Origin of the sequence: Streptomyces sp. Ag109_G2-15 (assembly GCF_900215565.1) — a bacterium.
In the GTDB taxonomy this organism is placed as follows: Bacteria; Actinomycetota; Actinomycetes; order Streptomycetales; family Streptomycetaceae; genus Streptomyces; species Streptomyces diastatochromogenes.
This window is the reverse complement of record NZ_OCNI01000001.1, coordinates 7,009,538-7,028,649: the sequence shown is the minus strand read 5'-3', so window position 1 is coordinate 7,028,649 and position 19,112 is coordinate 7,009,538. Positions and strand designations below refer to the sequence as shown.

The following is a 19,112-nucleotide window of genomic DNA, read 5'->3' as shown; positions in this document are numbered from 1 at the left end:
CGGCCGCCACCGCCCGGCTGGCCCGCCACGCCCATCCGCACAGCACCAGCAGGACCACCGCGGCCCACAGCGCGCGGTCCGGCTCGCCGAGCCGGGCCAGGACGCCCTGCAGCGACTGGTTGGAGACGTAGTCGAGGCGGCCGACCCGGCCGGTGTCCCACAGCGCCTCGGTCCAGTAGAAACGGGACGCACGGGGGTCCGCCCAGGCGGCCAGCCCGGTCGCCGCCAGGGCCACGGCCGTGGCCACCCCGGCCGCCCGCCACCGCCGGGCGAGCAGCAGCAGGCCGATGAACAGGGCGGGCGTGAGCTTCACGGCAGCGGCGAGCCCGATCCCGACGCCCGCCCAGCGGCCCCGTCCGGTCGACAGCAGCCAGGAGTCGCCCAGGACCAGGGCCAGCAGGACCAGGTTCACCTGCCCGAAGCTGAAGGTGTCCCGCAGCGGCTCGAACAGCGCGAGCGCACACAGGGCCAGCGACCAGCGGTACCAGCCGTGCCGCCGCCAGCCGGGCCCGGCCAGGATCCGCAGGACCACCGCCAGCGCGGCCAGGTTCACCAGCAGGGAGGCCACGATCGCGGTGTGCCGTCCCATCGTGGCCAGCGGCAGCATGACGAGCGCGGCGAACGGCGGATACGTGAAGCCGTACGTCGTCCCCGGCACCCGGTAGTCGTAGATCCGGCCGCCGTGGTGCACCCAGGTGTGCACCGCGCCGTAGTAGACCCGCAGGTCGAAGAAGTCCCGCAGCAGCGGCACGGTCGCCGTGAACACGCTCACCGCGGCGGCCAGGACCAGCACGAGCAGCGCACGGCCCCGGTCCGTGCGCGGCAGCATCGACCCGGTCATGCCGTATGTCCCGTCACCGGAGCCTGGGCCGCCTGGTGGGCCTGCCACAGGACGACCACGCCGAGCAGCCCGCCCGAGACGGCGAGGACCAGCTGGCCGAGGTCCGCCGGGCCGCCGCTGGGCAGCACGGCGAGGGCCAGGACACCGGCGAGGGCGGCCACCCGGTGCCGTACCGAGGTGCTGGGCGCGGCGGCCGCGATGAGGAACAGGCCCCACAGCACGTACCAGGGGCGGATCGCCGGGCCGAAGACGGCCACCGCGAGCAGGCTCAGGCCGAGGGCGTACACCGGTCGCAGGCGCAGCCGGAGCCATATCAGCACTATGGCTCCGGCGGTGGCCGCGAGGCCGAGCAGATGCCAGACCGGCACGGCGAGCGGGGCCAGGTCGCTGCCGAGGCGGTCGAGCAGGGCTCCGGTGGCGCGGCCCAGCAGGCTGGTGAGCGCCCAGTTGTGCGGCGAGACGGGCGTGTCCAGGGCGCGGATCCAGCCGTATCCCGTGCCGGCCACGGCGGTCGCGGCGACCGTGGTCGCCGCCGCGGCGACCGCCGTCGTCACTGCGGCCCACAGGGGGGTGCGGCGGGTGCGGATCTGCAGGACCACCACCGCGAGCAGGCCCAGCGCGGCGGGCGCCTTGACCAGGGCGGCCAGCGTGACGAGCACCGCCCCGAGGACGGGCCACCGGCCGCGGGCGGCGACCAGGCCGAGCCCCAGCAGCCCGAGCATGAGCGCGTCGTTGTGGGCGCCCGCGACCAGGTGCAGCAGGACCAGCGGGTTGAGGGCGCCCAGCCACAGCGCGGCGGCCGGGTCCGAGCCGCTGTGCCGGGCCAGGCGCGGGAGCGCCGCCGCCATGAGGGCCACGCCGAGCAGGGCGACCAGGCGCATGCCGAGCAGGCCCGCGGGCAGTTCGCCCCGGGTCACGCTGGACAGCGCGGAGGCCAGCCACAGGAAGGCGGGGCCGTACGGGGCGGCCGTGTGCTGCCACACCGGGGCGACCTCGTCGGCCAGCGGCCCGCCGAGCTGGGCGGGGCCCTGGGCGTACACGTCCATGTGGGCGTCGACCATGGCGCCCTGGGCGAGGTAGCTGTAGACGTCCCGGCTGAACAGCGGGGGCGCGAGGAGCAGCGGGGCCGCCCAGACGGCCAGGACCACCAGCAGGGCCCGCTGGGTGGGCGGCTGCGGACCGCGCACCAGGCGGCCGAGGAGCACCCAGGCCGCTATCAGCAGGACGACGCCGAAGTAGACCCCGACCAGCCCGAGCGCGGCCTGCGCGGAGGCCGGGGCGAGGAGGTCCTGAACGGGCAGGGCACCGGCCGTCTCACCGCCCAACGCGAGCATGGCGGTACCGGCCAGGCCCAGCACCTGGCAGCGGCGGAGATCGACGGGGAAAGCCATGGCCAACACTGGTTCAGCGTGTCAACGCGGGGTGGCCGGAAGGAGACGCGAAGCCCTCCGGGGGGCGGCCGGAGTGTGACTGGCGCGTGGTCGGTGACGGTGGTTTCGCACACTGCGGGCCCGTTGTGGCTGGTCGCGCAGTTCCCCGCGCCCCTTGGGCCGGCTGCTCAGCGGTACGCCGAAAAGTCACCCTCAGAACACCGACAGGCCCGTCAGCGTCGTGAACCGGTCCAGGGCCGCCACCCCCGCCACCGAGTTGCCGCGCTCGTCCAGCCCCGGGCTCCACACACACAGCGTGCAGCGGCCCGGGACGACCGCGATGATGCCGCCGCCGACGCCGCTCTTGCCGGGCAGGCCGACGCGGTAGGCGAAGTCGCCGGCCGCGTCGTACGTCCCGCAGGTCAGCATGATCGCGTTGATCTGCTTGGCCTGGCTGCGGGTGAGGAGCCGGGTGCCGTCGGCGCAGATGCCGTGGCGGGCCAGGAAGGTGGTGGCGAGGGCCAGATCCGCGCAGGAGGCGGCGATCGAGCACTGGCGGAAGTACTCGAAGAGCAGGGTCGGCACGGCGTTCTCGATGTTGCCGTACGACTTCATGAAGTGCGCCAGCGCCGCGTTGCGGTCGCCGTGCGCGGTCTCGGAGGCGGCGATCTGCCGGTCGAAGTCCAGGTCCGGGTTGCCGCTCTCGGCGCGCAGGAAGGCGAGCAGGGTGTCGGCCGCGTCTCCGGTACGGGTCTGGAGGCGGTCGGTGACGACGAGCGCGCCCGCGTTGATGAAAGGATTCCGCGGAATGCCGTTCTCGTACTCCAGCTGCACCAGGGAGTTGAACGGGTTGCCGGAGGGCTCGCGGCCCACGTGCTCCCAGAGTTCGTCGCCCTCGCGGGCCAGGTCCAGGGCGAGGGTGAAGACCTTGGTGATGGACTGCGTGGAGAAGGGCTGCCGCCAGTCCCCCACCCCGTACACCGTGCCGTCCAGCTCGGCGACCGCCATGCCGAAACTGCGCGGATCGCGGGCCGCGAGGGCCGGGATGTAGTCGGCGGGACGCCCGCGGCCGGGCGTGCGCGCTATTTCCTCGGCGATGCGCTCCAGGACCGGCAGGAAGGTGAGGGACGACGTCGTTGTCATGATCACTATTGTGCCTCCCGGCCGGTCCAGGTGCGTAGTCGCGGGGACGTCACCGCAGGTCAGGCGGCAGGTGCCCCGCTGCCCGCGACGATCTCGGGGCGCAGCAGGTCGGCCAGCCGCTCGGCCGGCAACAGGCCCTTCTCCAGCACGAGTTCGGCCACGCCCCGGCCGGTGGCGAGGGCCTCCTTGGCGATGTCGGTGGCGGCCGTGTACCCGATGTGCGGGTTGAGCGCGGTGACCAGGCCGATGGAGTTCTCGACCGTCGCGCGCAACACCTCGGTGTTGGCGGTGATGCCGTCCACGCAGCGCTCGGCCAGGGTGAGGCAGGCGCTCTGCAGGTGCGTGATGCTCTCCGACAGGGAGTGCAGGATGATCGGCTCGAAGGCGTTGAGCTGGAGCTGTCCGGCCTCCGCCGCCATGGTGATGGCGACGTCGTTGCCGATCACCTCGAAGGCGACCTGGTTGACGACCTCGGGGATCACCGGGTTGACCTTGCCCGGCATGATCGACGAACCGGCCTGCACGGGCGGCAGGTTGATCTCGCCCAGGCCCGCGCGCGGACCGGAGGAGAGCAGGCGCAGGTCGTTGCAGCTCTTGGAGAGCTTGACCGCGATCCGCTTGAGCACACCGGACATCTGGACGAAGGCGCCGCAGTCCTGGGTGGCCTCGACCAGGTTGGCCGCGGTGACCAGGGGCAGTCCGGTGATGTCGGCGAGGTGCCGGCGGGCGGCCTCGGCGTATCCGGCGGGAGCGTTGAGACCGGTGCCGATGGCCGTGGCGCCCAGGTTGATCTCATGGATCAACTCGACGGCCTCGGCGAGACGGCTGCGGTCCTCGTCCAGCATCACGGCGAACGTCGAGAACTCCTGGCCGAGGGTCATCGGCACCGCGTCCTGCAGCTGGGTGCGCCCCATCTTCAGCACGTCACGGAACTCGACGGCCTTGCGGCCGAAGGCGTCCTGGAGCACGGCCATCGCCTTGAGCAGCCCGCGCACGGCGAAGACGGTCGCGATCTTCACGGCCGTCGGGTAGACGTCGTTCGTCGACTGCCCGAGGTTGACGTCCTCGTTGGGGTGCAGGTACTGGTACTGCCCCTTCGCGTGCCCGAGCAGCTCCAGCGCGCGGTTCGCCACGACCTCGTTGGCGTTCATGTTGGTGGACGTGCCGGCACCGCCCTGGATGACGTCCACGACGAACTGGTCGTGCAGCTTGCCGTCGCGTATCTCCCGGCAGGCGGCGACGATCGCGGCCGCCTTCTCGGGCGCCAGCAGACCCAGCTCCTCGTTGGCGAGGGCCGCGGCCTCCTTGACGGCGGCGAGGGCGTCGATCAGGTGCGGGTAGGCGGAGATCGGAGTGCCGGTGATGGGGAAGTTCTCCGTCGCGCGCAGGGTGTGAACACCCCAGTACGCGTCGGCGGGGACGTCGCGGTCGCCGAGCAGATCGTGTTCGCTTCGGGTGGCGGCGGTCATGAGGTACGGGTCCTCTTTCTGAGGTGCAGAGGTGACAGCGCCCCTGCAAGGGGCGCGGGGCGTTGTGCATGAGCGGCTACCGCCGCGTGGGCGCGATCAACCACAACGGATCCGCAGATCCAAGACGGCCGATCAAGCGGGGCACTACGCGCAGGCAGGAAGCGAAACAGGGTCCAGCGCACGCACAGCCCGCACGCACCCCACCCGCTGCCCACCCCCGAGCAGCGGCTCACCGCCGAACTCGGTCAGCAGCTCGGGGTCGACGCCCGCGCGAGCGAGCGCCGCCGCGGCAACAGGGATCCGCGCCCGGTTCGCCCCGTCGGCGATCTTGACGGCAATGGCACGGCCGTCCGGCAGCGCCGCCACCTGGACGCCCTCGAAGCCGTCCTTGGCGAGCAGACCGGGAACGGCCCCCATCAGCGCGGCCACGTCACGCCCCGCGCCGGAGGCCATCTCGGCGTGCGAGCGCATCGCGTCGGCCACCCGGGCCTCGGGCGTGCCCGGAGCCGCGGTGGTGATGCGGGCGACGGCGCGGGCGAGGCCGTGCAGGGAGACAGAGAACAGCGGCGCGCCGCAGCCGTCCACCGTCACCTGGGCCACCCGCTGCCCGGTCAGGTCCTCGACGATCTCGGCGATGGCCTGCTGGAGCGGGTGCGCCGGGTCCAGGTAGTCGTCCAGGGACCAGCCGTTGAGCTTGGCGGTCCACAGCATCGCCGCGTGCTTGCCGGAGCAGTTCTGGGCGAGGCGGGAGGGCAGCCGGCCCTCGCGGACCCAGGCGTCCCGGACGGCCGGGTCGTACGGCATGTCGGGCACGTTGCGCAGGTCGTCCTCGGCGAGGCCGGCGAGTTCGAGGATCCGCCGGGTGCCGGCGAGGTGGCGCTCCTCGCCGGAGTGGCTCGCGGCGGCCAGCGAGAGCAGGTCGCCGTCGAGCGGCAGCCCGGCCCGCAGCATGGCCACGGCCTGGACGGGCTTGAGGGCCGAGCGCGGGTAGAACGCGGCCTCGATGTCGCCGAGCTGGAACTGGACCTGGCCGTCGGCGCCGAGGACGACGACGGAGCCGTAGTGGATGCCCTCGACGACCCCGCCGCGGATGAGGTGGGCGACGGGGGCGTGGAGGGGTTCGCGGACGAGGGGTGGGTCCGCAGGGGAACTGCTGTACATCACTGCCTGCTTGTCAGGGAGCGCCGCGTGGGTCACGCATCGGCTCCGGTGGTGGACTTGCGCGCTGTACGACCGCGGATGGCGTACCAGCCCGCGACCAGCGCTGCGGCGATCAGCGGCAGGCACAGCACGGTGGTGCGTCCGGCGCCGCCGTCGGCGTACATGAGGACCAGGACGGAGGCGAGGAACGCCAGCGTCACGAGTTCGGTCCAGGGGGAACCCGGCAGCCGGTAGGAGGGCCGGGCCAGTTCGCCCTTCTGGGTCTTCTGCCAGAAGAGCAGGTGACAGAGCATGATCATGCCCCAGGTGGCGAGGATGCCGATCGCCGCGAAGTTCAGGACGATCTCGAAGGCGTCCGCCGGGACCACGTAGTTCAGGCCGACACCGAGGACACAGATACCGCTGGTGAGCAGGATCCCGCCGTACGGGACCTGGCTGCGGCTCATCTTCGCGGTGAACTTCGGGGCCGAGCCGCTCACCGCCATGGAGCGCAGGATGCGGCCGGTCGAGTACAGGCCGGAGTTGAGCGAGGACATGGCCGCGGTGAGCACGACCAGGTTCATCACGTCGCCCGCCGCCGGGACACCGATGTTGGACAGGACGGTCACGAAGGGGCTCTCGCCGGCGGTGTACTTGTTCCAGGGCAGGAGCATCGAGAGCAGGACGACCGAGCCGACGTAGAACAGGCCCACGCGCCACATGATCGAGTTGATCGCCTTCGGCATGATCTTCTCGGGGTTCTCGGTCTCACCGGCGGCGACGCCGACCAGTTCGACGGAGGCGTAGGCGAAGACGACGCCCTGGATGATCAGCAGCATGGGCAGCAGGCCGTTCGGGAAGACGCCGCCGTTGTCGGTGATCAGGGACGGGCCCGGGGTGCCGCCGTCCACGGGGTGCTGGGTGACCAGCAGGAAGATGCCGATGCACATGAAGATCACCAGCGCGCTGACCTTCACGATCGCGAACCAGAACTCCAGTTCGCCGAAGATCTTCACCGAGATCAGGTTCACGGTGAGGACCACGGCCAGGGCTATGAGCGCGATCACCCACTGCGGGATGTCGGAGAACATGCCCCAGTAGTGGGTGTAGGTGGCCACCGCCGTGATGTCGGCGATACCGGTGGTCGCCCAGTTGAGGAAGTACATCCAGCCCGCGGTGTAGGCGCCCTTCTCACCCAGGAACTCCCGGGCGTACGACACGAAGGCGCCGGAGGACGGGCGGTACAGCACGAGTTCGCCGAGCGCGCGCACGACGAGGAAGGCGAAGACGCCGCAGACGGCGTACGCGACGAACAGGGAGGGTCCGGCGTCGGCGAGCCGGCCGCCCGCGCCGAGGAAGAGGCCGGTGCCGATGGCACCGCCGATCGCGATCATGTTGACGTGCCGGTGCTTCAGGCTCTTGCTGTAGCCCGCGTCTCCGGCGTCGACATGGGTGGACGAGGGGCGCGTCTCGTCTTTGAGGTGCTGCTCGCTCACGCCTCGGGTCCGCCTTCCGTGGGGAGGTCCGTGCGCCCGGGGCGCACGATGTCGGTGAGGGTCGTCTCGACGCGGTCGAGGTGATGGCTCATGGCCTCGACGGCGTCGTGCTCGGAACCGTCGATCAGCGCCTCGACGATCGCCCGGTGCTCGCGGTTGGACTGCTCGCGGCGCCCGCCCAGCTCGTTGAGGAAGGCCGACTGACGCGCCAGTGCGTCACGGATCTCCTCGATGACCCGGCGGAACACCGGGTTCTGGGCGGCCTCGGCCACGGCGAGGTGGAAGAGGCTGTCCATCGCGACCCACGCGGTGGTGTCCGTCTCCCGCTCCATGCGGTCCAGGAGATGGGCCATGTGGTCCAGGTTCTCCGGGGTGCGGCGCAGGGCCGCGTACCCGGCGACCGGGATCTCGATGTGGCGGCGCACCTCGAGCAGGTCGCTGGCCGCGTAGTCGCCGAACGTGGGGTCCTCGACGGCGTTCGCGACGACGAAGGTGCCCTTGCCGGTCCGGGAGACCGTCAGGCCCATCGTCTGCAGGGCGCGCAGCGCCTCGCGGAGCACGGGCCGGGACACCTCGAGGGTGCGGCACAGCTCGGCCTCGGAGGGAAGCTTGTCGCCGATGGCGTACTCGCCGCGTTCGATGGCGCCGCGAAGGTGGCCGAGGACGGCTTCCATGGCGCTGACGCGCCGCGGGACCGGGCCACCTGTCTGGCTGTCTGACAGGTTCACGAGAGCGATCCTGCGGGTTGCCGAAGGGAACTGTCAAGGCATCGCGTAAGGAAACATTCACGGGGTGCGGCGCCTGAATGCAGGCATCCGCACCCCGTGGGTGGTGGGAGGATCGTTCAGCTGCTGATCGTGCCGCTGGCGAGCAGGCCGATGAGCCCGACGCCGATGACGATGCGGTAGATCACGAAGGCGTTGAAGGAGTGCTTGGCGACGAACTTCAGCAGCCAGGCGATGGAGGCGTAGGCGACCACGAAGGACACGATCGTGCCGACGGCCAGCGGGGCGGCGCCGACGCCCGCGCCGAGGGCGTCCTTCAGCTCGTAGATACCGGCGCCGGTCAGGGCCGGGATGCCGAGGAAGAAGGAGAGGCGGGTGGCGGCCACGCGGTCCAGGTCGAGGATGAGCGCGGTGGACATGGTGGCGCCGGAGCGGGAGAAGCCGGGGAAGAGCAGGGCGAGGATCTGGGAGCAGCCGACCAGCATCGCGTCCTTGAAGGAGGTGTCGTCCTCACCGCGCTTGTGCCGGCCCATCTGGTCCGCGCACCACATCACGACGGAGCCGCCGATCAGGGAGCCGGCGACCACCCAGAGCGAGGCGAGCGGGCCTTCGATCAGCGGCTTGGCGGCCAGGCCCACCAGGACGATCGGGATGGTCGCGGCGATCACCCACCAGGCGAACTTGTAGTCGTGGTGGTAACGCTCCTCGGGCTTGGTCAGACCCCGGAACCAGGCGGAGACGATCCGCTTGATGTCCTTGAAGAAGTACACGAGCACGGCGGCGATGGCGCCGACCTGGATGACGGCGGAGAACCCGACCACGGACTTGTCGTCGACGGGGATGTTCATGAGCCCCTCGGTGATCTTGAGGTGGCCGGTGGAGGACACGGGGAGGAACTCGGTCACCCCCTCGACTACTCCGAGGACGACGGCCTGACCGACGGAGATGGCGCTCATGGGATCCAGTTCTGAGGATAGTTGGTCGACAGTGCTGTAGACAGTACCGACTGTGTCCGGCGGTACGCCAAGTGCCTAGGCCCAGAGGGCGTCTGCAAGCGAGACACCCGCGAAGGCCGCTGCGAGCCCCGCCGTCACGCTCGCGACGGCGTTGGCGGCAGCGTAGAGCCCCGCGCCCGCCTCGGTCAGCCGCAGGGTCTCGTAGGAGAAGGTCGAGTACGTCGTCAGGGCCCCGCACAGACCGGTGCCGATCAGCAGCTGCAGGTGCGGACCTGCGGCTCCGGCGGACAGGGCGCCGGTGAGCAGGCCCAGGATCAGGCTGCCGGTGACGTTCACCACGAAGGTGCCCCAGGGGAAGAGCGAGTCGTGCCTGGCCTGGACGGCCCGGTCGGTGAGATAGCGCAGGGGTGCGCCGACCATGGCCCCCACGACGACCAGCAGCCAGTTCACAACGACTTCTTACCCTTCGGTCCCGATCCGTCCGGACCTGACGCACGCCCCACGTACCGGATGACCTCGCACTCCTCCAGGGTCACGAGACCTTCGGCGACCAGTTCGTCCAGCTGCGGCAGGAAGGCACGCACCCGCTCCTCGGTGTCCACCACGACGATCGCCACGGGCAGGTCCTCGCTCAGCGACAGCAGCCGGGTGGTGTGGATACGGGAGGAGGCGCCGAACCCCTCGATGCCCCGGAAGACGCTGGCCCCGGCCAGCCCGGCGGCGTGGGCGCGGTGCACGATCTCGGAGTAGAGGGGCTTGTGGTGCCAGGTGTCGTCCTCGCCGATGTAGACGGTCAGCCTGAGGGCCCGGCCGGTGAGTGAGGTCATGGCTGCCTCCGGGTGAGCACCAGGCGGGCGGCGACCGAGGCCAGCCACACCGCCGCGAGCGCCGCGACCAGGGTCGCGGCGAGATAGGCCAGCCCGGTGCGGGGGTGGCCGGCGTCGACCAGTCCGCGGATGTCGACGGCGTAGGTGGAGAACGTGGTGAAGCCACCGAGCACGCCGGTGCCGAAGAAGGGGCGCACGAGGCGGTGGGCGGCCCACACGTCGGTGATCAGCACCATGAACACCCCGATCACGGCGCAGCCGATGACGTTGGTCCAGAAGGTCGCCCAGGGGAAGCCGCCCGGGGGCGTGGGCCAGGCCAGGGTGAACGCGTAGCGGGCCGTCGCACCGAGGGCGCCGCCGACTGCTACTACCGCCACGATGGGCGCCTGGGTGCGCCACTCGGACCGCCGCGCGGGTGCGGGGCGGGCCCGCAGGCTCTCGGTTTCCGGGGCTGTCATGCTCGTACGTCTCCTGTTCGGGCCTGCCCCGATGGGTGATCACGGCCGGGCACCAGGGTACCGCCGTGGCACACGGCCGACGGAGCGCGGTCTCACCAGCCCTTCTCGAACATCCTGGCCACCTCGGCGATGCGGATCTCGTCGCGCCGGTAGTGGGTGCGGCAGCGGATCCGGCGGGTGCGCAGCAGGCCGAGGCGGCTGAGGAGGTCGAGGTGGGCGGCGGCGGTCCGCCGGGGGACGCCGAGCTTGGCGGCCACCGCCCGCGCGGTGACACCGGTCTCGGCGAGGTCGCCGTGGTGGCGCTCTGCCGGGAAGTGGGCCGCCGGATCCTTGAGCCACTCCAGAATGTCCTGCCGCATGCCGCCCGAGGGGTTCCTCATCATCCGTCTCGCCTCCGTCCCGGCCTCCTCGTGCGCTGTGTTCCCACTCTTGCGCAGCCGAAGCCGTCCCGTACGGGACTCCGCCGCCGTTGTCCGGTATCGAACGGCCGTTCCCGCCGGACCCGTTCAGGGAAACGGGAAGGGGCCCGGCCGTCCCCTTACGGCCGGGCCCCCGTCAGGGGTGGTTCAGCGGTGGCTGAACCACGACATGGAGGACAGCGCCTTGTCGTCGAAGCCGAACAGGGCCTGGTTCTCCCAGCCGTTGCCGGAGGTGGCGTCGGTCGGGTCCCAGCCGTTGCCGGTGACCGCGGTCCAGGTCGCCTCCCAGTAGAAGACGCCGAGGCCACGGCCGTTCGGGACGGCCTCCACGATGCTCGCCACGTCGTTCATCCACTTGGTCTGCCCGGCCACGGTCGCCGGGTAGCCGGAGACCAGCTCGCCGGTGGTGTCGATCTGGTTGACCAGCGAGTCGTCGCTGTCCAGCCGGAAGGGGTAGGCCGTCTCGGCGACGAACACCGGCTTGCCGTAGCGGGAGGCCGCGTCGTCCAGAGTGGTCTGGAAGTCGGAGAGCGGGCCGTGCCAGTAGCCGTAGTACGACAGGCCGATCGCGTCGAACTTCACGCCGTTGGCGACCGCGTTGTCGAACCACGACTCCGTTCCGGCCTTGTCACCGCCCTTGGCCAGGTGCAGCGCCACGACCGTGGCCGAGTTGACCGCCTTGACGGCGTCGTAGCCCGAGTTGAGCAACCCCGCGAGCTGAGTCCAGTTGCTCGTCGATCCCTCGTTCCACAGCATGCCGCCGTTGATCTCGTTGCCCACCTGGACCATGTCGGCGGTCGTGCCCTGGGCCTTCAACGCGTTCAACACGTCGTACGTGTGGTTGTACACGTCCGTCTTGAGCTGGCTGTACGAGTGGCCCGCCCAGGCGGCCGGCTTGCTCTGGGCGCCCGGGTCGGCCCAGGTGTCGGAGTAGTGGAAGTCGACCAGCAGCTTCATGCCGGCCGCCTTGACGCGCTTGGCCACGGCCAGGACGTGGGCCTTGTCGTTGAAGCCGTCGGCCGGGTTCACCCAGACCTTCAGACGCGCGTAGTTCATGCCGGCGTTCTTCAGGATGGTGACGGCGTCGCCGGTGGTGCCGGAGCTGGTCTTGTACACCCCGCCCTTGGCCTCGCTCTTGGCGAGGGAGGAGATGTCGGCACCATGGATGGATGTACCGGTGGTGCCGGACGTGAAGGTCAGGTCGTCAACATTGATCCAGTTGCCCGCGTTCGCGTCACTGTTGATGCTGATGGTGCACTGGCTGTTGGTCACATTGATCGGCGTGACGATACGGATCCACCCACTGGACGAGATCGGCAGATCCGTGCGCTGCTCGGCACTCCCGCAGTTCTTGAGCGCTATGTAGGCCGAGTTCTGTCCACCGCTGGAGCGGACCCACGCGGTCAGCGTGTAGTTGCCGTTGGTCAGCCCCGAGAGGTACTGGTACGTCTCCACCTTGTAGGCGGAGGACGAGTAGTGGGTCAGGCGGTAGCTGCCGCTGTGGCCCCCGGCCTCGGTGAAGGAGGCGGAGTTCTGGCCGGCCGCCGAGTACGTCGACCAGCCGGCCGGGGTCGCGGTGCCGGTGCCGTCGGACTCGAAGCCGCCGTTGGTCAGGGTGCTCGCGGCCTGGGCACTCTGGGCGGGCAGGGCGGTGAGAGCGAGCCCGGCCGCGAGCGGCAGCAACAGGGCCCTGATGGTGCGTCTGGGATGGAACATCATCGTCCGTCGTCCCTTCGACGTAACTGGGTTGGGGGTGTCCTCCGGTGGGAGCCGGAGGAGAACCCCTCCGCCCGCGGCTCTCGTGGCACACGCGGACGGAGGGGAGCCTGCTCAGCCGTCGAGTCGTACGACCCGCACGGCCCCCGCCGGGACCGCCAGGCGGCACGCGGCGCGCTCGCCCGTCAGCAGCTCGGTGCCGGGCCTGTCCAGCGGCACCTTGGCGTCGCCGGTGGTGTGGTTGATCGCGAAGAGATAGGTCCCCGACTCACCGCCGCGGCGCACGACCTCGACGTCGCGGGGCAGGTCGGCGCGCGGGGCGATCCGCGCGTCGTCGGCGGCCCAACCGATCAGCGCGTCCAGGCCGTGGGCATCGAGGCGGGTGGAGACGTACCAGGCGGTGCCCTCGCCGAGCCGGTGCCGGGTGACCGCCGGGCGGCCGGCGGCGAGCCCGTCGGCGTACGTCCACACGGTGTCGGCGCCGCGCGGCACCACGAACTCCGTCCACACGTCGCCGGTCAGCTCGGAGCCGTCGGGACCGGTCAGGCGCACCCGCTCGTCCCGCAGCAGGGGCGAGAACTCCTCCACTGTCAGGCCGAGGACGTCGCGCAGCGCGCCCGGGTAGGCGCCCTCGTGCACGGCGTCGTGCTCGTCGACGATGCCGGAGAAGTACGACACCACGAGCGTGCCGCCGTTCTCGACGTACTCCCGGACGTTGTTCCCGGCCGCCTCCGTCATCAGGTACAGAGCCGGTACGACGACAAGGGGATACCTCGACAAGTCGGCTTCCGGGTGCGCGAAGTCGACGGTGAGGTGGCGGTCGTAGAGGGCCTCGTAGAAGGAGTCGGCGCGCTCGCGCGGGTCGTGGTCCTCGCTGGGCCGCCAGGCGAGGTTCTGCGCCCACCAGGACTGCCAGTCCCACAGCATGGCCACGTCGGCCTCGGTGCGGGTGCCCCGGACGGTGCCCAACGAGTCGATGGACGCGCCGAGTTCGACCACCTCGCGCCACACGCGCGTGTCGGTGCCGCCGTGCGGGAGCATCGCCGAGTGGAACTTCTCGGCGCCGCGCCGGGACTGGCGCCACTGGAAGAACATCGCGCCGTCGGAGCCGCGGGCCACATGGGCGAGGGAGTTGCGGGCCATCTGGCCGGGGGCCTTGGCGGGGTTGCGGGGCTGCCAGTTGACGCCCGAGGTGGAGTGTTCGAGCAGCAGCCAGGGGGTGCCGCCGGCCACGGAGCGGGTGATGTCCGCCGCCATGGCGAGGTTGACGTGGGTGCGGCGGCCGTCGGTGATCAAGTAGTGGTCGTTGGTGACGAGGTCGACCTCGCGGCCCCAGGCCCAGTAGTCCATGGAGTCGCACTGGCTGAGCGCGGTCATGAAGTTGGTCGTCACCGGGACGCCCGGCGAGAGGCGGTGCAGGATGTCCCGCTCGGCGCGGAAGTTCTCGCGGATGGTGGCGTCGGCGAACCGCTTGTAGTCCAGCGCCTGGCCCGGGTTGCCGACGGTCGGCGTGGCGCGCGGCGGGTTGATCTGTTCGAAGCCCGAGTAGCGCTGGCCCCAGAAGGCGGTGCCCCAGGCCTCGTTGACGCCCTCGACGGTCCCGTAGGTGTCCGCCAGCCAACGCCGGAAGTGGGCGGCGCAGGAGTCGCAGTAGCAGGCCGAGACGGGGACGCCGTACTCGTTGTGCACGTGCCACAGCGCGAGCCCGGGGTGGTCGCCGTAGCGCTCGGCGAGCTTCGTGGTGATGTTCGCCGCGGCGGCGCGGTAGTCGGCGTTGCTGTGGCAGATCGCGCCGCGCGAGCCGAACTCGTAGCGCACGCCCTCCGCGGTCACCGGCAGCGCCTCGGGGTGCTCCCGGTAGAACCAGGCGGGCGGCACCACGGTGGGCGTGCCGAGGTCGACGCGGATGCCGTTGTCGTGCAGCAGACCGATGACCCGGTCCAGCCAGCCGAAGTCGTACACCCCGGGTGAGGGCTCCAGCAGGGCCCAGGAGAAGATCCCGACGCTGACCATCGTGACGCCGGCCTCGCGCATCAGCCGCACGTCCTCCTGCCAGACGTTTTCCGGCCACTGCTCGGGGTTGTAATCCCCACCGAAGGCGAGCCTGGTGAGGCCCCTGGGGCTGGTCTCCGGCATGGATCTCTCCCGTGAAATCGATCATTTGGGAACGTGCACACACAGGATCGGCGGTGCGAGCCCAACATAACCGCACAGCAACAACCATTGACAAGTGTCCGGGATGTTTCTCTACTGTGAACGCTCACAGAAGCATGGCAGGGGCTCCCGACGGGTGAGCACCCGGGTCATGTGAACGTGCACACATCTGCATGGCAGGTCCCCGCAGCGGGCGGGGACCCAGGTCAGGGGAGAGATCCATGCCGCACACGAAGCGCCGCCGCCTCGTGACATCCGCCGTCGCCGTCGCGCTCGGCGCCACCGCCCTCACCGCCTGCGGCTCCGGGGACGACAGCAAGGCCGAATCCGGCCCGGTTTCACTGACGTACTGGACCTGGACACCCGGCATGGACAAGGTCGTCGACCTGTGGAACAAGGGGCCGGGCAAGACTGACAAGATCACCGTCACGGTGAAGAAGCAGGCGTCCGGCGACACGCTGGTCACCAAGATCCTCACCGCGCACAAGGCGAAGAAGGCGCCCGACCTGGTCCAGGCCGAGTACCAGGCGCTGCCGACGCTGGTCAGCAACGACGCGCTGGCCGACATATCCAAGGAGGTCGGCGACGCGAAGAGCAAGTTCGCCGACGGCGTCTGGCAGCAGACCACGCTGGGCACGGACGCGGTCTACGCGGTGCCGCAGGACATCGGACCGATGATGTTCTACTACCGCGAGGACCTGTTCAAGAAGTACGGCCTGACGGTCCCCACCACCTGGGAGCAGTTCGCCGAGACCGCCCGCGCGCTGAAGAAGAAGGCACCGGACAAGGCCCTGACCACCTTCTCCGCCAACGACTCCGGCCTCTTCGCCGGTCTCGCCCAGCAGGCCGGCGCCAAGTGGTGGACCACCTCCGGCGACAAGTGGAAGGTCGCCATCAACGACGCCGCCACCCAGAAGGTCGCCAAGTTCTGGGGCGGGCTGGTCAAGGAAGGTGTCATCGACAACCAGCCGATGTACCAGCCGGCCTGGAACAAGGCGCTCAACACGGGCAAGGAGATCGCCTGGGTCAGCGCCGTGTGGGCACCGGGCACGCTGACCACGGCCGCGCCGGACACCAAGGGCAAGTGGGCCATGGCCCCGCTCCCCCAGTGGTCCCTCGACCAGGACGTCACCGGCAGCTGGGGCGGCTCCTCCACCGCCGTCACCACCGACTCCCAGCACCAGGCAGCCGCCGCGAAGTTCGCCGCCTGGCTGAACACCGACGGTGACGCCCTGAACGCGCTGGCGAAGGAGGGCGGCATCTACCCGGCCTCCACCTCCGCCCAGCTCAGCGGCGCCTTCTCCAACCCGCCGGCGTACTTCTCCAACCAGCCGGACTTCTACACCAAGGCCGCCGACATCGCGAAGACCACCGCGCCGTCCGCCTGGGGCCCGAACGTGAACGTCGCCTACGCGACCTTCAACGACGCGTTCGGCGCCGCCGCCAAGAGCAAGTCGGACTTCGGCGCCGCCCTGGACAAGATGCAGGACGCCACGGTCACCGACATGAAGAAGCAGGGCTTCGGGGTTTCTCAGTGACCAGCACCACAAGCCGGAGGTCGTACGGGGTCAAGGGGGCCCCGTACGCCTTCCTCCTCCCCGCGACCGCCCTGTTCCTCCTGTTCTTCGCGCTGCCCATCGGCTACGCGGTCTGGCTCAGCTTCCGCAAGGTGCACGTCTCCGGGCTCGGCCTGGGCGCGGGCGCCCGCAAGGAGGTCTGGGCCGGCTTCGGCAACTACACCGATGCCTTCCACGACAGCGAACTGCTCCATGGCGCGCTGCGCGTGCTCGGCTACGGCTGCATCGTCGTCCCGGTGATGCTCGGCCTCGCCCTGCTGTTCGCGCTGATGCTCGACACCGAGAGGGTGCGCCTGGCCCCCTTCACCCGGCTCGCGATCTTCCTGCCGTACGCCATCCCCGGCGTGGTGGCCGCGCTGATGTGGGGCTTCCTGTACCTGCCGGACGTCAGCCCGTTCTACTACGTGCTGGACAAGCTGAACCTGCCGCAGCCGAACCTGCTGGACGGCGGTCCGCTGTACCTCGCCATATCGAACATCGCGGTCTGGGGCGGCACCGGCTTCAACATGATCGTCATCTACACCTCGCTCAGGTCCATCCCGGCCGAGGTGTACGAGGCGGCGAAGCTGGACGGCGCCACCCCGCTGCAGATCGCGCTGAAGATCAAGATCCCGATGGTGGCGCCCTCGCTGGTGCTGACCTTCTTCTTCTCGATCATCGCGACGCTCCAGGTGTTCAACGAGCCGACCACGCTCCGGCCGCTCACCAACTCCCTCAACACGGGCTGGAGTCCGCTGATGAAGGTGTACCAGGACGCCTTCCACCGGGGCGACATCTACTCGGCAGCCGCCGAGGCGACCCTGATCGCGCTGGCCACCCTGGTGCTGTCCTTCGCCTTCCTGCGGGCCGCGAACAGTCGTAACAAGCAGGAGGAAGCACGATGAGTTCTCTTGCCCTCGGCACGGCGGAGCCGGCGGCGGGCACCACGCCCGGTACCGCCCAGCGACCGCCGCTGCGCCGCCGGATCGCGCTGATCCCGACCGTCACGCTGCTGCTCGGCGCGATCTACACCCTGCTGCCGGTGGCCTGGGTGGTGATCGCGTCCACCAAGTCCGGGCACGAGCTGTTCTCCACCTTCACCTTCCTGCCCGGCACCGGTTTCACCGGCAACATCAAGGACCTCAACGCCTACCGCGACGGCATCTACTGGCAGTGGATGGCCAACTCCGCCCTGTACGCCGGTCTCGGCGCCCTGCTGTCGACCGCCGTCTCGGCGTTCAGCGGCTACGCGCTCGCGACCTACCGCTTCCGGGGCCGCGAGACGCTGTTCAACGTCCTGCTCGCGGGCGTCCTGATGCCGCCGGTGATCCTCGCCATCCCGCAGTACCTGCTGATGGCGAAGGCGAACCTCACGGACTCCTATCTGTCCGTGCTGCTGCCGCAGATCCTCTCCCCGTACGGCGTCTACCTGTCGCGGATCTACGCGGCCGCCGCCGTCCCCGCCGACGTGGTGGAGGCCGGGCGGATGGACGGGGCGAGCGAGTGGCGGATCTTCACCCGGATCGCGCTGCCGATGATGATCCCCGGCATGGTCACGGTGTTCCTGTTCCAGTTCGTGGCCGTGTGGAACAACTTCCTGCTGCCGTACATCATGCTCAGCGACGACGAGCGGTTCCCGCTCACCCTGGGTCTGTACACGCTGCTGGAGCAGGGCTCCAACACCCCGGCGCTGTACACGCTGGTGATCACGGGCGCGTTCCTCGCGGTTCTCCCGCTGATCGTGCTGTTCCTGGTCATCCAGCGGTTCTGGAGCCTGGATCTCCTCTCCGGGGCCGTAAAGTCATGACCATGAGCAGCAATTCGGGGGGCCGGCGCAAACCGCCGACGATCCACGACGTGGCGCGCGAGGCAGGGGTCTCACGAGGCACCGTCTCGCGCGTGCTCAACGGCGGGCACTACGTCAGCCCCGCCGCGCAGGAGGCGGTCAACGCCGCCATCCGCAGGACCGGGTACGTCGTGAACCGGCACGCCCGCTCGTTGATCACCGGACGCTCCGACTCGGTCGGCTTCCTGCTGACCGAGCCGCAGGAGCGGTTCTTCGAGGATCCCAACTTCAATGTGCTGCTGAGCGGCTGCACCCAGGCGCTGGCCGCGCACGACATCCCGCTGCTGCTGATGCTGGCGGGGACGAAGGACGAACGGCGGCGCATCACGCGGTACATCACGGCCGGGCACGTCGACGGGGTGCTGCTGGTCTCCAGCCACTCCGGCGATCCGGTCGCGGAGGAGCTGCGGGAGGCGGGCGTGCCGCTGGTCGCCTGCGGCAAGCCGATCGGTCTCGGCTCGAAGGTGAGTTACGTGGCCGCCGACGATCGCGACGGCGCCCGGGACATGGTCCGGCACCTGCTGTCGCTGGGCCGGCGCCGGATCGGTGTGGTCACCGGTCCGCTGGACACCCCGGGTGGTGTGGAGCGGCTCGCCGGGTACAAGGAGGTGCTCGCCGAGGCGGGCGTCGAGGTGGACGAGCGGCTGATCGTCTCCGGCGACTACAGCCGGGCCAGCGGCGAGGCGGGCGCGGAGCGGCTGCTGGCGCAGGCCCCGGACATGGACGCCGTGTTCGTCGCCTCCGACCTGATGGCGCAGGGCGTGCTGGCGGTGCTGCAGCGGGCGGGCAAGCGGGTGCCGGAGGACATCGCCGTCGGCGGTTTCGACGACTCCCCCGCGGCGACCGCCGTCACCCCGGCGCTGACCACCATCCGTCAGCCGTGGGACCGGATCAGCGCCGAGATGGTGCGGGTGCTGCTCGCCCAGATAGGCGGCGAGGACCCGGCCGCGGTGATCCTCCCGACGGAGTTCGTACGCCGCGAGTCGACCTGAGGAC

General features: G+C 70.3%; 17 protein-coding genes and 1 pseudogene. 4 read left to right on the top strand and 14 right to left on the bottom strand.

All coding sequences use genetic code 11. From position 1 onward, the window contains the following. Positions 1-4 precede the first annotated feature (4 nt). From CRP49_RS48135 to CRP49_RS31585, 14 genes and pseudogenes are all read right to left on the bottom strand, one after another. A pseudogene (locus tag CRP49_RS48135) lies at positions 5-589 on the bottom strand (glycosyltransferase family 87 protein); the annotation flags it as partial. 248 nt (positions 590-837) lie between these two features. After that, on the bottom strand, positions 838-2,232 hold the full coding sequence (mptB, locus tag CRP49_RS31645; protein ID WP_097256417.1) for a polyprenol phosphomannose-dependent alpha 1,6 mannosyltransferase MptB: 1,395 nt from the start codon (positions 2,230-2,232) through the stop codon (positions 838-840). A gap of 192 nt (positions 2,233-2,424) precedes the next feature. Further along, positions 2,425-3,354, bottom strand: a complete 930-nt coding sequence (locus CRP49_RS31640; protein WP_097257647.1) for a glutaminase — start codon at positions 3,352-3,354, stop codon at positions 2,425-2,427. A 59-nt stretch (positions 3,355-3,413) separates the two neighbouring features. After that, entirely contained in the window at positions 3,414-4,823 is a 1,410-nt protein-coding gene (aspA, locus tag CRP49_RS31635) for an aspartate ammonia-lyase (protein WP_097256416.1), read from the bottom strand. Between the two features lie 144 nt (positions 4,824-4,967). Further along, positions 4,968-5,984, bottom strand: a complete 1,017-nt coding sequence (locus CRP49_RS31630; protein WP_097257646.1) for an asparaginase — start codon at positions 5,982-5,984, stop codon at positions 4,968-4,970. Between the two features lie 32 nt (positions 5,985-6,016). After that, positions 6,017-7,459 (bottom strand): amino acid permease, encoded by a 1,443-nt coding sequence (locus CRP49_RS31625; protein ID WP_097256415.1) that lies wholly within the window; start codon positions 7,457-7,459, stop codon positions 6,017-6,019. Next, the gene (locus CRP49_RS31620) at positions 7,456-8,133 is read right to left on the bottom strand and encodes a FadR/GntR family transcriptional regulator (RefSeq protein ID WP_094219276.1); all 678 of its coding nucleotides are present in this window, start codon (positions 8,131-8,133) and stop codon (positions 7,456-7,458) included. Before CRP49_RS31620 ends, CRP49_RS31625 begins: the two co-directional genes overlap by 4 nt. A gap of 170 nt (positions 8,134-8,303) precedes the next feature. Then, positions 8,304-9,140 carry an undecaprenyl-diphosphate phosphatase gene (locus tag CRP49_RS31615; protein WP_097256414.1) on the bottom strand — a complete coding sequence of 279 codons (837 nt, stop codon included), beginning with the start codon at positions 9,138-9,140 and terminating at the stop codon, positions 8,304-8,306. 75 nt (positions 9,141-9,215) lie between these two features. Next, positions 9,216-9,590: a fluoride efflux transporter CrcB gene (gene crcB, locus CRP49_RS31610; RefSeq protein ID WP_097256413.1), complete on the bottom strand. Its 375-nt coding sequence runs from the start codon at positions 9,588-9,590 to the stop codon at positions 9,216-9,218. After that, a complete protein-coding gene (locus CRP49_RS31605; RefSeq protein WP_097256412.1) occupies positions 9,587-9,967 on the bottom strand; it encodes a DUF190 domain-containing protein in 381 nt (126 codons plus the stop codon). The genes crcB (CRP49_RS31610) and CRP49_RS31605 overlap by 4 nt, the downstream gene beginning before the upstream one ends. Next, positions 9,964-10,425: a fluoride efflux transporter CrcB gene (gene crcB / locus CRP49_RS31600; RefSeq protein WP_097256411.1), complete on the bottom strand. Its 462-nt coding sequence runs from the start codon at positions 10,423-10,425 to the stop codon at positions 9,964-9,966. The genes CRP49_RS31605 and crcB (CRP49_RS31600) overlap by 4 nt, the downstream gene beginning before the upstream one ends. Positions 10,426-10,517: 92 nt before the next feature. Next, positions 10,518-10,808 carry a helix-turn-helix domain-containing protein gene (locus CRP49_RS31595; RefSeq protein WP_097256410.1) on the bottom strand — a complete coding sequence of 97 codons (291 nt, stop codon included), beginning with the start codon at positions 10,806-10,808 and terminating at the stop codon, positions 10,518-10,520. A 183-nt stretch (positions 10,809-10,991) separates the two neighbouring features. Next, positions 10,992-12,560: an arabinogalactan endo-1,4-beta-galactosidase gene (locus CRP49_RS31590; protein ID WP_097257645.1), complete on the bottom strand. Its 1,569-nt coding sequence runs from the start codon at positions 12,558-12,560 to the stop codon at positions 10,992-10,994. A gap of 114 nt (positions 12,561-12,674) precedes the next feature. Then, positions 12,675-14,696: a beta-galactosidase gene (locus tag CRP49_RS31585; RefSeq protein ID WP_097256409.1), complete on the bottom strand. Its 2,022-nt coding sequence runs from the start codon at positions 14,694-14,696 to the stop codon at positions 12,675-12,677. A gap of 239 nt (positions 14,697-14,935) precedes the next feature. Here CRP49_RS31585 and CRP49_RS31580 point away from each other — a divergent pair, with 239 nt between their 5' ends. Genes CRP49_RS31580 through CRP49_RS31565 form a run of 4 tightly spaced genes read left to right on the top strand, consistent with a single transcriptional unit; the run spans position 14,936 to position 19,108 of the window. After that, the gene (locus tag CRP49_RS31580; RefSeq protein WP_097256408.1) at positions 14,936-16,252 is read left to right on the top strand and encodes an ABC transporter substrate-binding protein; all 1,317 of its coding nucleotides are present in this window, start codon (positions 14,936-14,938) and stop codon (positions 16,250-16,252) included. Then, on the top strand, positions 16,249-17,175 hold the full coding sequence (locus tag CRP49_RS31575) for a carbohydrate ABC transporter permease (RefSeq protein WP_097256407.1): 927 nt from the start codon (positions 16,249-16,251) through the stop codon (positions 17,173-17,175). The genes CRP49_RS31580 and CRP49_RS31575 overlap by 4 nt, the downstream gene beginning before the upstream one ends. Further along, the gene (locus CRP49_RS31570) at positions 17,172-18,077 is read left to right on the top strand and encodes a carbohydrate ABC transporter permease (RefSeq protein WP_097256406.1); all 906 of its coding nucleotides are present in this window, start codon (positions 17,172-17,174) and stop codon (positions 18,075-18,077) included. Before CRP49_RS31575 ends, CRP49_RS31570 begins: the two co-directional genes overlap by 4 nt. Next, positions 18,074-19,108 carry a LacI family DNA-binding transcriptional regulator gene (locus CRP49_RS31565; RefSeq protein ID WP_097256405.1) on the top strand — a complete coding sequence of 345 codons (1,035 nt, stop codon included), beginning with the start codon at positions 18,074-18,076 and terminating at the stop codon, positions 19,106-19,108. The genes CRP49_RS31570 and CRP49_RS31565 overlap by 4 nt, the downstream gene beginning before the upstream one ends. Positions 19,109-19,112: the final 4 nt, after the last annotated feature.

Bases quoted from the DNA above. Each gene is read 5' to 3' on its own strand.
- CRP49_RS31630 (WP_097257646.1), bottom strand. From the start codon at position 5,984: ATGTACAGCAGTTCCCCTGCGGACCCACCCCTCGTCCGCGAACCCCTC.
- crcB (WP_097256411.1), bottom strand. From the start codon at position 10,425: ATGACAGCCCCGGAAACCGAGAGCCTGCGGGCCCGCCCCGCACCCGCG.
- CRP49_RS31595 (WP_097256410.1), bottom strand. From the start codon at position 10,808: ATGATGAGGAACCCCTCGGGCGGCATGCGGCAGGACATTCTGGAGTGG.
- CRP49_RS31585 (WP_097256409.1), bottom strand. From the start codon at position 14,696: ATGCCGGAGACCAGCCCCAGGGGCCTCACCAGGCTCGCCTTCGGTGGG.
- CRP49_RS31605 (WP_097256412.1), bottom strand. From the start codon at position 9,967: ATGACCTCACTCACCGGCCGGGCCCTCAGGCTGACCGTCTACATCGGC.
- CRP49_RS31565 (WP_097256405.1), top strand. From the start codon at position 18,074: ATGACCATGAGCAGCAATTCGGGGGGCCGGCGCAAACCGCCGACGATC.
- CRP49_RS31615 (WP_097256414.1), bottom strand. From the start codon at position 9,140: ATGAGCGCCATCTCCGTCGGTCAGGCCGTCGTCCTCGGAGTAGTCGAG.
- CRP49_RS31590 (WP_097257645.1), bottom strand. From the start codon at position 12,560: ATGTTCCATCCCAGACGCACCATCAGGGCCCTGTTGCTGCCGCTCGCG.
- CRP49_RS31620 (WP_094219276.1), bottom strand. From the start codon at position 8,133: ATGGAAGCCGTCCTCGGCCACCTTCGCGGCGCCATCGAACGCGGCGAG.
- CRP49_RS31580 (WP_097256408.1), top strand. From the start codon at position 14,936: ATGCCGCACACGAAGCGCCGCCGCCTCGTGACATCCGCCGTCGCCGTC.
- CRP49_RS31640 (WP_097257647.1), bottom strand. From the start codon at position 3,354: ATGACAACGACGTCGTCCCTCACCTTCCTGCCGGTCCTGGAGCGCATC.
- mptB (WP_097256417.1), bottom strand. From the start codon at position 2,232: ATGGCTTTCCCCGTCGATCTCCGCCGCTGCCAGGTGCTGGGCCTGGCC.
- CRP49_RS31570 (WP_097256406.1), top strand. From the start codon at position 17,172: ATGAGTTCTCTTGCCCTCGGCACGGCGGAGCCGGCGGCGGGCACCACG.
- aspA (WP_097256416.1), bottom strand. From the start codon at position 4,823: ATGACCGCCGCCACCCGAAGCGAACACGATCTGCTCGGCGACCGCGAC.